General features: G+C 47.2%; 10 protein-coding genes. 7 read left to right on the top strand and 3 right to left on the bottom strand.

All coding sequences use genetic code 11. The features are described from left to right. Window positions 1-33 precede the first annotated feature (33 nt). Both UNH61_RS13935 and UNH61_RS13930 read right to left on the bottom strand, forming a co-directional pair. Window positions 34-462 carry a hypothetical protein gene (locus tag UNH61_RS13935; protein ID WP_326992555.1) on the bottom strand — a complete coding sequence of 143 codons (429 nt, stop codon included), beginning with the start codon at window positions 460-462 and terminating at the stop codon, window positions 34-36. A 146-nt stretch (window positions 463-608) separates the two neighbouring features. Next, window positions 609-2012 (bottom strand): hypothetical protein, encoded by a 1404-nt coding sequence (locus UNH61_RS13930; RefSeq protein ID WP_326992554.1) that lies wholly within the window; start codon window positions 2010-2012, stop codon window positions 609-611. 223 nt (window positions 2013-2235) lie between these two features. Between UNH61_RS13930 and UNH61_RS13925 the strand changes: the two genes are divergently transcribed. Continuing rightward, complete coding sequence (locus UNH61_RS13925) at window positions 2236-3729, top strand: hypothetical protein (RefSeq protein WP_326992553.1); 1494 nt, start codon at window positions 2236-2238, stop codon at window positions 3727-3729. Between the two features lie 93 nt (window positions 3730-3822). After that, entirely contained in the window at window positions 3823-6231 is a 2409-nt protein-coding gene (locus UNH61_RS13920) for an AsmA family protein (protein ID WP_326992552.1), read from the top strand. Here UNH61_RS13920 and UNH61_RS13915 read toward each other — a convergent pair. Continuing rightward, entirely contained in the window at window positions 6221-7522 is a 1302-nt protein-coding gene (locus UNH61_RS13915) for an O-acetylhomoserine aminocarboxypropyltransferase/cysteine synthase (protein WP_326992551.1), read from the bottom strand. The genes UNH61_RS13920 and UNH61_RS13915 overlap by 11 nt on opposite strands. Window positions 7523-7707: 185 nt before the next feature. On the opposite strand from UNH61_RS13915, the gene UNH61_RS13910 reads away from it, so the two are divergent. From UNH61_RS13910 to UNH61_RS13890, 5 genes are read left to right on the top strand one after another with little or no spacing between them, the layout of a single operon-like run. Further along, on the top strand, window positions 7708-9081 hold the full coding sequence (locus tag UNH61_RS13910; RefSeq protein WP_326992550.1) for a 3' terminal RNA ribose 2'-O-methyltransferase Hen1: 1374 nt from the start codon (window positions 7708-7710) through the stop codon (window positions 9079-9081). Then, entirely contained in the window at window positions 9078-9839 is a 762-nt protein-coding gene (locus tag UNH61_RS13905; RefSeq protein ID WP_326992549.1) for a nucleotidyltransferase domain-containing protein, read from the top strand. Before UNH61_RS13910 ends, UNH61_RS13905 begins: the two co-directional genes overlap by 4 nt. Continuing rightward, the gene (locus UNH61_RS13900; protein WP_326992548.1) at window positions 9829-10905 is read left to right on the top strand and encodes a nucleotidyltransferase domain-containing protein; all 1077 of its coding nucleotides are present in this window, start codon (window positions 9829-9831) and stop codon (window positions 10903-10905) included. The genes UNH61_RS13905 and UNH61_RS13900 overlap by 11 nt, the downstream gene beginning before the upstream one ends. Next, window positions 10886-13489: a polynucleotide kinase-phosphatase gene (locus UNH61_RS13895; RefSeq protein ID WP_326992547.1), complete on the top strand. Its 2604-nt coding sequence runs from the start codon at window positions 10886-10888 to the stop codon at window positions 13487-13489. The genes UNH61_RS13900 and UNH61_RS13895 overlap by 20 nt, the downstream gene beginning before the upstream one ends. A 26-nt stretch (window positions 13490-13515) precedes the next feature. Next, entirely contained in the window at window positions 13516-14469 is a 954-nt protein-coding gene (locus UNH61_RS13890; RefSeq protein ID WP_326992546.1) for an NADP-dependent oxidoreductase, read from the top strand. Window positions 14470-14504 lie beyond the last annotated feature (35 nt).

The following is a 14504-nucleotide window of genomic DNA, read 5'->3' as shown; positions in this document are numbered from 1 at the left end:
AAGCTGCTTATAACCACACGGAAATTTTACCTGTTAGTTAGTACCGGTACCGGAGCCGGAACTTGAATCAGAAGTAGAGGTTGAAACTGCAGTACCTCCATCACAGGATTGAGTGCAGAATATTCCGCCTTTGATACAATCACCCAGTTTGCCACTGTATTTGATTGTAACGGTACGGGTTACTTCGAAGGGAGGAATGCCCACTTTAACGGTAGTCGTTTTGGTGGTTTCACAGGGTGTTTGGGTTTGCGATTTTTTCTGAAGCAGGCCTGCTTCAGTACCGGTTTCATCGCCGGTACCACTGCTTCCACCAGTGCCGTCGGAACTGGTAGACTGACCCATGATTGCCATACTTAGCTTGGCATCTTTCAAACCATAGTTGAATACAGCATACTGCAGGTTCGCGCAGAGCGTGAAGGCCACTACAGCGATACCGCTGATCTTGATGATTCTTTTTTTCATAACTTTGTGATTAAGTAATTGGTAGTAAAATGTTTCGAACCGTTTTGTACCAGTGAATCTTGTAGCTCCCCCATGGGGAGCTACAAGCGTTGTAAGAGGAATGGTTTAATCATACACTATATATTGAAATGAGGAAAATCAGATGACTACTCTGCTGTCTGGTAGCTCTTCTTAACCTTTGTCTGTTTTCTCCGTGCACCCGGTGGCTGATAATCTTTTCGCTGTTTAATGATATCCTGCACCTCTTTTTTCAGGGTTTCAGGACTATGCCAGACCTGGCAACGCAGGTGTGTATAGACACCAAAGTAAATCAGGTAACATAACAATGTAGCATGGATAGGAGCCGCATAGATCGGCTTTTCCGTTATATATTTGTCATATAAATAAGCCATCATAAATACAACGCCTATGGCACTCAGGTATACATAACGATCTGCTATAATGGTGTAACGCGACATAGGAATGATATGCAATACCGTAGTCAGATGAATAGTGAAGAAACAAATGCCGAAAAATATCCATCGTTGTTTCCAGAAAGAATAAAATAGAATAGCGATAGCTATAATGGCAAAAGGATAAAGCCAGAATCGAAAAGGTACCGGATCGCCAATCTGGTTGGGAAAAGGATACACGTACATCAGATTTACAGGCAGCACGGATTTAACAAAATACTCACTCAGGCAATAAAAGGCAAAGATAACTTTCTGATAAAACGGATAGCCTTTACCTGCTGCCAGCGCGCCCTGGCCATTGTCGGCCTGCGACAATATAGTGACTATACCAAAAAATAAGGTAAGCAGTATGAAGGGTATTTTTTCTAACCATACCCGTTTATCTTTAAGGTTGCGACCCAGTGTATAATCTAGCAACAGTAGGCAAAGCGGTAACGTAACAGCCTGTTCTTTTGCGCCAAATGACAGAATAAACGCGACTATAGTATAGAGATACCAACCCCATTTTTTTGTATCGATGTACCGGAGATATCCTTTCAGCGCCAGCAGATAAAACAATACATAAAGAATGATTTTCGAAGCCGATAACCATGCCACAGATTCTACAAGGAAGGGATGAATGGCAATAAGCAACGCGCTGACAAGCGCAATACGATTCACTGATAAAGGAGAAAATGTTCCAGCCATCTTCAGCAATTGCCTGACGAAAGAATAAACCACGATCACATTTATAATGTGGATTAGCATACTGCCGGCGTGGAACCAGAAAGCATCGTAGCCAAAAGCTTCATGCAACAGCAGGTACCAGGTTTCATTAACCGGGGCATATTGTCCATTGTAATATTCTGTGATTACCGCCCACCAATTGGAAAAGCTCAAACCTGCTGTGGTATAGTAGTTTTGCACCACCCACTGATCGTCCCATGTTTGCAGAAATCTATGTGAGAATACAGGAAAATACGTGAGCACAGATACCATTACCAGTAAAAATATGCTCCATGAAGAAGGTAGGGTAAACAGCCACTGATGCCATTTGGGTTCAGCCATATGGCCATGACGATCCGCAGCTAACCGGGTTGTGGTTAAGAGTTGCTTCATAATAGGGTATATTAATGTGTTAACGTGGTTTTGTGGCTACTGCATGTTTACATAGGCGCAATAATATATAGTGAGATGATGCTTCACAAATACGGGTTCTGTCAATGCTGAAACAATATAAAAAGAATTTTCTGAAATAATTGTTAATAGAATTTAAAACTAATTAGGATAGCTGATGTTTAAGAAAATGCTGTATCTTATTTCGCTAATAATTCCTATCCTTATGTTTGCCCGTCGTTTTCTTTTTTATACAGCCCTTGTAGCATTGATAATCTTTGGAATAGCTGCGTATAATTGTCAAGGTTATTATCATCCGGATGAACACTACCAGATAATAGAGTTTGCGGGCCTTAAAACCGGTACCAACAGTGGACTGCAATTGCCCTGGGAATATGCAGCACAGGTGAGGCCGTCGCTGCAGCCTTATCTGTGCCTGTTCGTTTTTCGTTCGCTGGCCCTGGTGAATGTCGCAGATCCTTATCAATGCGCGTTTGCACTCCGAATGCTGACAGCGATTGTAGCGGTATTAATTGTTTCATTTTTTGTACATACCTATATGCCGGCACAACATCGGAATAAGCAGGTAGTTTTTATATTGCTGTCCTTTTTTTTATGGTATATGCCTTATCTAAGCACCCGGTTTTCTTCTGAAATATGGGCAGGGCTGAGTTTCCTGCTGGCGGTAGCTTTAGTGAAAAGAAACAACCATGCTAACAGGAATTATATAATCGCGGGTTTTTGCATGGGACTGGCATTTCTATTCAGATACCAGATGGCTTTTATGATTGGCGGGCTTATACTATGGCTGTTGATAGTGAGAAGAATCAGCCTGTCTCTTTTTCTTTTCTTGTCACTGGGTAACATTATCGCATTGCTACTGGGCGGTATATCAGACTATTTTTTTTACGGAAATATAGTATTCCCATACGTTAATTATTTTGAAGTGAATATCCTGCATGATGTTGCTTCTAAGTTTGGAGTATCTCCCTGGTATTATTACCTGCAATATATTTACTATTCCATGTATCCGTTATGTGGTACGCTGGTGTTGGCGTGTCTGCTGCTGGTTATTATCAGGCGGCCAAAGAGCATCTTCACCTGGATGTTATTGCCCTTTCTACTGGTACATTTTATTGTACCTCACAAGGAAGGACGATTTCTTTTCCCGTTAATATACTTCGTGCCTTCGGTTTTAATGCTGTCCTATGATATATTGCAGGGAGGCATTCAAAAGCTACCGCGATTTTTAAGAATAGGCCTCGCTATGCCCTTTTTGTTCGTGAATGCTCTGGCAATGGGAGCCACAACGATGAAAGCTGCCGGGAATGGCAGAAAAAATATCTGCCAGTATATTCATCAACGCTATGGATCACAGTGCGTGCTTATACGTTATACATATCGTAGTAATCCCTATAACACCTGGTTTGGATTAGAAGAGAATTTTTATAGGGAGAAATGTCTGAGGTCGAGAGAAATAGTTTTTTTCGGACAGCTGAATCGTTACCCCGGGAGTAACGATGACTGCATACAGTTGGTAACAATGAGCCGACGCGACGCTCAGGAGCGTATGATGTCCGGTGCGCTGATAAAAGGTGGCTGGGAATTGGAAAAATCCGGTATTCCGCAATGGATACAATATCTGCAGCAATACTATCAGGGGTATGATCTGGAGGAACCACTACAGTTGTATAAAAGAATCGCAGGTAACGGGAAATAGTTATACTACCTCTTTATTCCTGACACTTAATTCGTATTTTCACCCCGTGAACTGTTTAACCTTTTAATTGTTATTGCAATTAAACCTTACTAAATGAGAAAATGGCTCCGGATACTTCTTTTCGCCGGTGGCATCTGTCTGGCGCTCCTGATCTTGTTATTCCTCGGCATGACATGGTACATCCATGCCAATAAAGCCAATTTCCTGAAGCAGATCACCGGGCAACTGAATGAACGGCTGAATGGCACTATCACCATCGCTGATATGGAGCCTTCCTTGCTGAAAAGCTTTCCGGATGTATCCATCGGCCTGAAAAAGGTAGTGCTGAAAGATAGCCTGTGGCAGCAACATCAGCATGCTCTGCTGGATGTAGATTATATTTTCGTACAGGTGAATACGTTATCACTGTTACGCAAACACGTAAAAATGAAAGAGGTTACCCTTCAGCAGGGTACCATATATCTTTTTACCGATACCTCCGGCTATTCCAATACTTATGTGCTGCAGAGAAAGGAATCCGCGAAGAAAAGTAACGACTCCAAAGATCTTGATATCAAAGAACTGATGTTACGAGATGTCAGTTTCGTAATCGACAACCGACAGAAAGCAAAGCTGTTCGACCTCAGCATCCGGAAGCTGGATGGCCGGCTGAGCGCAACAGACAGCACGGTTAAGTTTATGATGCAATCTGATGTATTATCGAAAAGCTTTGCTTTCAACACAGCTAAAGGCAGCTATCTGAAAGATAAAACGCTGGAGCTAAACCTGGCATTGAGCTTCAATAAACAAACCCGCATACTCTCAATACCTCAACAGGAAATACGTATCGATAAGCAGCCTGTGCAGATCTCCGGACAATTCGGATTTAACGAAAAACCACCTGTATTTCAGTTGAAACTGAATGCCAAACAGGTTTTACTGGGAAATGCCGCGTCCTGGTTGTCGCCCAATATCAGCACCAAACTGAATAGTATTAGCCTGACAAAACCCCTCGATGTAGAAGCTGATCTGGAAGGCCACATGAAATACCGGGATACTCCACGGGTAGTGGTGCACTGGAAAACAACGGAGAATGTGCTGGTTACTTCCATGGGGGAGTGGAGCAATTGTAGTTTTACAGGAAGATTTAATAATGAAGTACTTTCCGGTAACGGACATAACGACCAGAATTCGGCAGTCAACATTTTCGGCTTAAAGGCAACCCTTGCGGGCGTGGGTATCCACGCAGATACGATCAGGGTAGTGAATCTGAAACAACCGCTGTTGCGCGGGCATTTTCGGTCCGACTTCGCCCTGGCGGATCTTAATGAAACCACCGGCGGATCTCCCATCTCATTCAACAATGGTAACGCCAGCGCAGATCTCTTTTACACAGGTCCCGTGCTCAAGGACGATAATACGCCCTCTTCATTGCAGGGCGTAGTGCAGGTGAAACAAGGAGGATTTACCTATACTCCGCGCAATCTTTCTTTCCACGACTGTAACGCTACACTGCGCTTTACAGGTCAGGATCTCCTGCTGGAAAATATCCGTATCCAATCACAGAAGAGTAGCCTGCAGATGGACGGCAGCATAAAGAACCTGCTGAATCTGTATTTTACTACGCCTGAAAAAATCACTATCAACTGGAATATACGAAGCCCGTTAGTGGACCTGAATGAATTCAAAGCCTTTCTGGCGCCCCGGCAGAAATCCGCGTCCGGTAAAAGCAAGCAGAAGGTGAAGATCAGCCGCGTCTCCGAACAGCTCGATCAGGTGCTGGCTTCCGGTAATGTAAATATGCAGGTACAGCTGGATAAGGTGATCTATCAGCGCTTTATTGCTCAGAATGTGAAAGCAATGGTGGAACTAACGTCGTCGGATATACTCCTGAAACAGATCGGCTATCAGCACGCAGGCGGAACTATGCAATTGACGGGTAACCTGCATCAAAGCGGCAATAACAATTTCTTCAATATCAACAGCAGTATCAGCAATGTGAATATCAGCCAGATGTTCTACGGCTTTGATAATTTCGGATTTACCTCCCTGAAGTCGGGCAACGTTAAAGGTACTTTGTCTGCTAAAATAAATCTCAAAGGCAACGTACTGGATAATGGCACACTCGCCAGACATGCGCTCTTTGGTAATATCAACTTCAGCCTGAAAAATGGCGCCCTCGTGAATTTCGAGCCGCTGGTAGAAATCAGCAACTATGCTTTTCGGAAACGCCGCCTCGATAGTATCACCTTCGAAAATCTTTCAAATACCTTCCAGGTACAGGGCAACAAAATAATTATTCCCCCCATGCGCATTGCCTCCAGTGCCATTAATATCGATATGAAAGGGGTATACGGCCTCAGTGGCGGCACCGATATTGCACTGGATGTTCCGCTTCGTAATCCCGCCAAAGATGCCGATATCACCGACCCGGAAGAAAAACTCCGCCGCAGTCGCCGCGGAATTATTCTTCACTTACGCGCCGTCTCGGGCAGCGATGGAAAGGTCAGGATTAAATTGTAGCAAACGCCTGCTCCATATCTCCCTTGATATCCCCGATATGCTCCAGTCCCAGCGAAACACGCAGCACGCCCGGCGCTACGCCGGCCTTGCGTTGTTCTTCTTCACTCAGCTGCTGGTGCGTAGTAGTGGCAGGGTGGATGATCAGTGTTCTGGCATCTCCAACGTTAGCAAGATGGTATATTAACTTCAACGACTGTACGAATTTATCAGCCGCTTCTTTGCCGCCTCTTATTTTGAAGCTCAGCACACCACCAAAACCGTTATGCAGGTATTTTACAGCCAGCTCGTGATACTGGTTTCCAGGCAGGCCAGGATAGTTAACTGACTCCACTTCCGGCCTGGATTGCAGCCATTTCGCCAGCTCCAGGGCATTATCTACCGTACGCTGTACCCGCAGGGAAAGGGTTTCCAGCCCCTGTATGAAATAAAACGCATTCTGCGGCGAAAGGGCAGGGCCCCAGCTGCGCAGCCCCGCAACACGCGCCCGTATGATATAGGCAATATTGCCGAAAGGACTATGTGAGCCGAATACTTCCCAGAACTTCATGCCATGGTATGCTTCGTCCGGTTCGCTGAACTGTTTGAATTTACCATTGCCCCAGTTATAGTTACCTCCATCTACAATAATACCACCGATGCTGTTACCATGACCACCAATCCACTTGGTAGCTGCTTCTACTACCACATTGGCGCCAAGCTCCAGCGGACGGGCCAGGTAACCACCCGCACCAAATGTATTGTCTACCACTAATGGCAGATCATGCTTACGCGCAATAGCACTGATCTTCTCAAAGTCAGGAATGGCAAACCCTGGATTACCAATGGTTTCTACATAAATAGCCCTGGTGTGCTCATCTATCAGCGCTTCAAAACTCTCCGGCTTATCAAGATCCGCAAAACGAGCTTCCACTCCAATCCTTTTAAAGGATACCTTGAACTGATTAAAGGTACCTCCATACAGGTAAGAAGAAGTGATGAAGTTATCGCCCGGCAACAGGATATTATGCAGCGCAATAAACTGCGCCGCCTGCCCGGAGGCTACCGCCAACGCACCTACGCCACCCTCCAGCGCTGCCACTCTTTTCTCAAATACATCTGTTGTCGGATTCATAATACGGGTGTAAATATTCCCGAATTGCTTCAGTTGAAAAAGATCAGCTGCATGCTCCGCATTGTCGAATGTATACGAAGTGGTCTGGTAAATAGGCACCGCGGCCGCATGGGTAGAAGATTCTGGCTGGTACCCTGCATGCACCTGCAGGGTATCGAAATGCAATGGCTTATCGGACATAACCGCAAAAAATTTAAAAGGTGTATAATGAAAGTCTACAAATATAGTAGACTAATTTGAATAATAAAATACCTCCGGAAAATAATATGCCCATTGGCCGGGGAATTTGTGATGTAGAAATAAAATAATATCTTCGGTATTGTAATTTTAAAAGAGGTGTTGCCAAAGGGCAACATATTTGACCGATGTTATTAACTATTACGACTAAACGTTACCCCGCTACAGACCTAGGCTATCTGCTGCATAAACATCCCGCAAAAGTACAAACGGTAGAACTGACTGCCGGCAGTGCACATATTTTTTATCCGCAGGCTACTGATGAGCATTGCACCGCCGCATTGTTGCTGGATATAGATCCGGTACGACTTGTACGCCGGGAAGCCGGGCAACAGGATTTTGCGCTGGAACAGTATGTGAATGACAGACCTTACGTAGCATCATCTTTCATGAGCGCCGCTATTGCACAGGCATTTGCCACTGCAATGAATGGCCGGTGTAAAGACAAGCCCCATCTGGTAGATGAGGCGATTCCGTTTGAAATAACACTCTCCGTGCTACCCGTGAAAGGAGGAGAGCAGCTGTTGCGCGAATTCTTTGAGCCGCTTGGCTACGAGCTGTCCGTGCAGTCGCATCTGCTGGATGAAAAGCACCCCGAATGGGGCCGGAGCCGCTACTTCAATGTAACACTCTGCCATACGCTGCCGTTGAAAATGTTGCTCCGCCAGCTTTATGTGCTGATCCCCGTATGCGACAACGATAAACACTATTTCGTTAGCGGGCATGAAGTGGAAAAACTCATGGAAAAAGGCGAAGGATGGTTGGATACACACCCTGCAAAGGAACTGATCACCCGCCGTTATCTGCGTCATATTGCACCGCTTACCCGGCAGGCACTCGCCATGATCACCCGCGATGAAGGACTGCCGGAAGAAACCAAACTGCCAAAAGATAAACTACGGCTGCATGATGTTCGTTTGCAGGCAGTAAGAGACCTGCTACTGGAATTGAATGTGACATCTGTTGCTGATATGGGATGCGGAGAAGGAAAGCTGCTGCGGCTCCTCATGGAAAAATCTGTATTCAAAAAACTACTCGGTATGGATGTAAGTCCCTATGCCCTGGGGATTGCCGAGGATAAACTGAAACTCGACCGCCTGCCCGAAAAACAACGGGAACGTATCCATCTCATACAAGGCTCACTAACTTATCGTGATAAACGCCTCGCAGGATTCGATGCCGGCGTGCTGGTGGAAGTAATTGAACATCTCGATGAACACCGGCTGGCTACGCTGGAGAAGGTGGTGCTTGAATATGCCCGCCCGGAATATGTAGTGGTGACAACCGTTAACGCGGAATACAATGTGATGTATGAGCAACTGAGCGCCGGTGCCTTCCGTCATAGTGATCATCGTTTCGAATGGACAAGGGCAGAATTTGAAGCCTGGGGCAACCGCGTTGCCGAACAATTTGGTTATCTTGTATCCTACAGACCCCTGGGTGATGTGGATGAAAAATTAGGTGGACCCAGCCAGCTGGCCCTTTTTAAATTGAATGTATGAAAGACATAATTCTCGAGAAAATAAAAGAACTGGAAGAAGAAAATCAGGTGAAGGTATTATATGCCTGCGAGTCGGGCAGCCGCGCCTGGGGCTTTGCATCGCCGGATAGCGACTACGATGTTCGTTATATCTATGCCCGGGAACGGGATAGCTACCTGAGTATCGTCGATCAGCGGGATGTACTTGAATTACCGGTGGATGAAGTGCTCGATATCAGCGGCTGGGATATCCGGAAAGCCCTGCAGCTTTTCATGAAGTCCAATGCCCCTCTTTACGAATGGCTTCAATCGCCCATTGTTTATATAGAACATACTGATTTCAGGGAGACATTAACCGGCCTGATGCCTGCGTATTTTTCGCCCCGTGCCGGAGGTCATCACTATTTGTCGATGGCCCATAATGTATTTACGAATGAACTATCGGGTAGTTCCATTAAACTGAAGAAATATTTCTATGTGCTCAGGCCTTTGCTGGCCTGCCTTTGGATACAAGCCGGGAAAGGCGTGCCGCCAATGGAGTTTGCACATCTGCGTACCCTGATCACCAACGCGGATATACAGGCTGCAATAGATCAGCTCCTGGAACTGAAAGCCCGGTCCGACGAGCAAACCGTTATTCCTCCCATAGAACCGCTGCATCAATGGATGGCCGCCACACTGGAGGAATGCCGGGCACAATCGGCCGACCTGGAGCCTGTGAAAAATGATATCGCGGAACTCGACGGCATTTTCAGGAAATATATCGCATATGACAATTGAAGCATTGCGGCAACAAAGAGAATATATCCTGCTGGAATGTATCAGCGGCAGCAGGGCGTATAACCTGCAGCTGCCCACTTCCGATACAGATATAAAAGGCATCTTTATTTTACCCCGTACAGAACTGTATGGTATGCATTATACCCCCCAGGTGGAAAATGAAAGTCATGATGAGGTATATTTTGAAATCAAACGCTTCCTGGAACTGCTCGAAAAGAACAATCCGAATATACTGGAACTGTTGAGTACGCCGGTGGAGAACCAGTTGTACCGTCACCCGCTGATGGAGCTCATCAGGCCGCAGGACTTCCTGTCGCGCCTTTGTCTGGAAACCTTTGCCGGATACGCCAAAGCACAGATAAAAAAGGCGAAGGGGCTCAACAAAAAGATCAATCAGCAGTTTCCTGATACCAGGAAAGATGTATTTGAGTTTTGTTATGTGCTGACTAATGGTCAAAGCACACCATTACGTGAATGGCTACACGAAAATGCATACAGGCAGGAAGATTGTGGTCTGGTAAAGATCGATCATTTCAGGGATACCTACGCGCTCTATCATACGCACGAAGACAGCGGGGTAAAGTTCAAAGGAATCTTTTCCGGACATGATGCCAACGATGTACAATTGAGCGCCGTGCCGAAAGGCCTGACACCGCTCACGGTGATGCATTTCAACAAAGACGGCTACTCCGTTTACTGCAAGGAGTTTGCAGCTTATCAGGAGTGGCGGGAGAACCGGAATGAAGCCCGTTATGAGCATAACAAAGCTCTGGGTGCCGATTACGACAGTAAACACATGATGCATACTTTCCGCCTGCTCACTATGGCGGAGGAAATCGCTAAATACAAGGAAGTACGGGTATTCCGCACGGACCGTGATTTCCTGTTGCGCATCAGGAACGGCGAATTTGCATATGATACGCTGCTGGAAATGGCCGCAGAAAAATTATATAACATGGAACAGCTGTATGCTGCATCAGATCTTCCGGAACAACCGGATGCTGAACTGACTGCATCACTGCTGATAAGAATACGAGAAGAGTTTTATGGCTCGCAGAAATACTAAACTATCAAATATCACTATACCGGAGCTGTCGCTGGTCGTTTTGATCGGCCCGTCCGGTGCAGGCAAATCAACATTTGCCAGGAAGTTTTTTAAACCCACAGAAATTATTTCATCAGATACCTGTCGTGGTTTGATCAGCGACGACGACAATAATCAATTAGTGTCGCCGGATGCCTTTGAGCTGGTTCGCTTTATCGCCGCCAAGCGGTTGAAGCTGGGCAAACTCACGGTGATAGATGCTACCAATGTGCAGGAAGAAGCGCGTAGGGACTGGATCCGCCTGGCAAGGGAATATCATGTGCTGCCGGTGGCCATTGTGCTGAATCTGCCGGAGCGGCTCTGCCAGGACAGAAATGACCAGCGTAGTGATCGTAATTTTGGAAGACATGTAATACCGCAGCAGCTCAGTCAGCTCAAACGTGGCCTGCGGGGGCTGAAGGACGAAGGCTTCCGCCACATCTTTGAACTGCGCTCACAGGAAGAAGTGGATCAGCTGGAAAGTATTAAACGCACTGCCTTATATAACAATAAGAAAGACGAGCACGGGCCATTCGATATCATCGGAGATGTACATGGCTGCTACGATGAGCTATGTAACCTGTTGGAGAAATTAGAGTATGAAGTAGACAGGCAGCATTACACCCTGCTCAGCGCTCCGGCGGTGACTAACGATAACGGACAAACGATTTTCCGCAAACCTCTCTTCCTGGGCGACCTGGTAGATCGCGGACCAAAATCGCCACAGGTATTGCGCCTCGTGATGGATATAGTAGGGAAGGGGCAGGGCTTCTGCGTTCCAGGCAATCACGATATCAAATTGCTTCGGTACCTGAACGGCAAAAATGTGCAGCTCAGGCATGGCCTCGAACAAACGGTCACGCAGCTGATGAGTGAACCCCCGGAGTTCCTGGAAACAGTGAAGAAATTCATAGATGGGCTGGTCAGCCACTACGTGTTGGACGATGGCAAGCTGGTAGTAGCCCATGCCGGCTTGAAAGAGAGCATGCACGGCCGCGGCTCCGGTGCTGTCAGAGAGTTCTGTTTATATGGAGAAACTACCGGAGAAACAGATGAATTTGGCCTGCCCGTCCGCTACAACTGGGCATTGGAATACAACGGCCGCGCAATGGTGGTTTACGGCCATACGCCGGTACCAGAAGCGCAATGGCTAAACAATACGATAGACATTGATACCGGTTGCGTATTCGGCGCTTCGCTGACGGCTTTACAATATCCAGAGCGGGTGCTGGTATCGGTGCCTGCGCTGGAGCAATATGCAGCGCCGGCCCGGCCAATCGGCTATAACGCGTCAAGTCCGCTCAGTGCACAACAACAGTACGATGACGTACTGGATATAGCAAACTTTACAGGGCGCCAGATCCTGCAAACCCGCTATAGCCACAGCGTTACAATAAGGGAAGAAAACAGTGCGGCGGCGCTCGAAGCCATGAGCCGGTTTGCCATCAACCCGAGGTGGCTGATCTATCTGCCTCCCACGATGTCGCCGGCTGAAACAAGCCAGGAAGAAAACATGCTGGAACATCCCGCCGAAGGCATTCAGTATTATCGGGAAGCAGGAGTAACGAAGGTTGTTTGTGAAGAAAAGCATATGGGCTCCCGCGCCGTAGTAATTGTTTGTAAAGATGAACAGGCCGCCACAAAGCATTTCGGCGTTACGAACGAAGGTAACGGTGTCGTATATACGAGAACAGGCCGTAGCTTTTTCACTGACAAAGCAATGGAACAGGCCTTTATTGCCCGCGTCAATGCGGCCCTGATCAACACGGGTTTCTACGATACCTTTGAAACCGACTGGGTATGCCTCGATGCGGAGCTGATGCCCTGGAGCGCCAAAGCCCAGGCTTTGCTGCAGCAGCAGTACGCTGCCGTGGGCAGTGCGGCAAGCCACGCCCTGCCCGATGTGGTGACTGCGCTGGAACAGGCCGTAACCGGCAATGTACCTGCACAGGCGCTGCTGGAACAATATACCCGTCGCCTGGAACAAACCAACAGCTACATAAAGGCCTACCAGGAATACTGCTGGCCGGTACAATCGCTGGACGATTATAAGCTGGCGCCATTTCATATCCTGGCCACCGAAGGTAAAACCTGGTTCCATCAGGATCACGAGTGGCACATGAATACTATCGCAAAGATCTGCGCAGGCGACGAACAATTCCTGATGGCTACGCCTTTCCGGATCGTGGAAATTGGTAATGCAGCCAGTGAACAAACAGCCATCCACTGGTGGGAAAGCCTTACGGCTACCGGTGGAGAAGGGATGGTAATCAAGCCGTGGACTTTTCTGACAAAAGATGCAAAAGGATTGATCCAGCCAGCCATAAAGATCCGTGGTAAAGAATACCTGCGCATTATTTATGGCCCGGAATATGATACCCCAGGAAATCTGGTCAGACTGCGCAGTCGTAAATTATCAGGCAAGCGTTCCCTGGCATTGAGAGAATTCGCGCTGGGATTGGAAGCGCTGGAACGATTCGTAAATAAAGAGCCACTTCAGGCGGTACATCAATACGTATTCGGTATTTTAGCACTGGAAAGTGAGCCGGTTGATCCGAGGTTGTAATATATCCTGATATAAAAACAAATATTATGAAAGCCGTTGCCGTATCGCAATTCAAAGACACTCCGGTATTGATGGATCTGCCCAAACCGGTAGTAAGACCAGGCACTGTATTGATTAAAGTAGCAGCAGCCGGAATGAATCCGTTCGATTGGAAAATGATCGATGGGATTATGAACGATGGAAAAACAGCGCACCAGTTCCCGCTGATAATGGGAGTGGATGGTGCTGGTACCGTAGAAGAAGTAGGAGAGGGCGTTACCCGCTTTAAAGCAGGCGACAGGGTATACGGGCAATTCATTCATTCTCCCATCGGTGAAGGGTCTTATGCAGAATATGCTATTGTACCAGAAAAGTCAGGAATTACAAAAGCGCCGGTGTCACTGTCGGCTGTAGAAGCAGCCGCTGTTCCTACAGCTGGCATGACCGCCCAGCAATTACTGGATAAATTGGACCTGGACAAGGGCGACACCCTGCTGATCAACGGCGCCACTGGCGGTGTGGGCTCTTTTGCCGTGCAACTGGCCGCTGCGCAGGGGCTGGAAGTAATTGCCACGGTATCCGATGCTGCTGCCGCAGAGAGAATGAAAAAGCTGGGTGCCACAGTTACCATTAACTACAAGGAAGCGCCGCTGATTGATCAGGTCAGCGCTAAATATCCCGGTGGTATAGATGCCCTGATGGACCTGGTCGGCAACGCCGATACCTTCGCCGCCAATCTTACACTCGTTCAAATCGGCGGTGCGGCATTCACTACCCAATTTGTAGCGAAAGATGAGGATCTCCAATCCAAAAACATCCGGGGGGGTAACTTTGAAACACGCGGCAGTGCTGCTTCTCTGGATACCATATCTCTTATCATCGACCGCGGAGACCTGATCGTTCCCCTGGAAAATACAATCCGCCTGGAAGATGCTCCCGCCGCCATCGCACTGAGCCGGCAGGGAAAAGGGAAGGGGAAAACGGTGATAAAAATAATTTAAGCATATAGAAAGAAGAATTAAGAAAATGCGGCGGA

Source organism: Chitinophaga sp. 180180018-3, from assembly GCF_037893185.1.
Lineage (GTDB): Bacteria > Bacteroidota > Bacteroidia > Chitinophagales > Chitinophagaceae > Chitinophaga.
This window is presented reverse-complemented; position numbering and strand designations above follow the sequence as displayed.

Bases quoted from the DNA above. Each gene is read 5' to 3' on its own strand.
- UNH61_RS13930 (WP_326992554.1), bottom strand. From the start codon at position 2,012: ATGAAGCAACTCTTAACCACAACCCGGTTAGCTGCGGATCGTCATGGC.
- UNH61_RS13925 (WP_326992553.1), top strand. From the start codon at position 2,236: ATGTTTGCCCGTCGTTTTCTTTTTTATACAGCCCTTGTAGCATTGATA.
- UNH61_RS13935 (WP_326992555.1), bottom strand. From the start codon at position 462: ATGAAAAAAAGAATCATCAAGATCAGCGGTATCGCTGTAGTGGCCTTC.
- UNH61_RS13890 (WP_326992546.1), top strand. From the start codon at position 13,516: ATGAAAGCCGTTGCCGTATCGCAATTCAAAGACACTCCGGTATTGATG.
- UNH61_RS13895 (WP_326992547.1), top strand. From the start codon at position 10,886: ATGGCTCGCAGAAATACTAAACTATCAAATATCACTATACCGGAGCTG.
- UNH61_RS13915 (WP_326992551.1), bottom strand. From the start codon at position 7,522: ATGTCCGATAAGCCATTGCATTTCGATACCCTGCAGGTGCATGCAGGG.
- UNH61_RS13920 (WP_326992552.1), top strand. From the start codon at position 3,823: ATGAGAAAATGGCTCCGGATACTTCTTTTCGCCGGTGGCATCTGTCTG.
- UNH61_RS13910 (WP_326992550.1), top strand. From the start codon at position 7,708: ATGTTATTAACTATTACGACTAAACGTTACCCCGCTACAGACCTAGGC.
- UNH61_RS13900 (WP_326992548.1), top strand. From the start codon at position 9,829: ATGACAATTGAAGCATTGCGGCAACAAAGAGAATATATCCTGCTGGAA.
- UNH61_RS13905 (WP_326992549.1), top strand. From the start codon at position 9,078: ATGAAAGACATAATTCTCGAGAAAATAAAAGAACTGGAAGAAGAAAAT.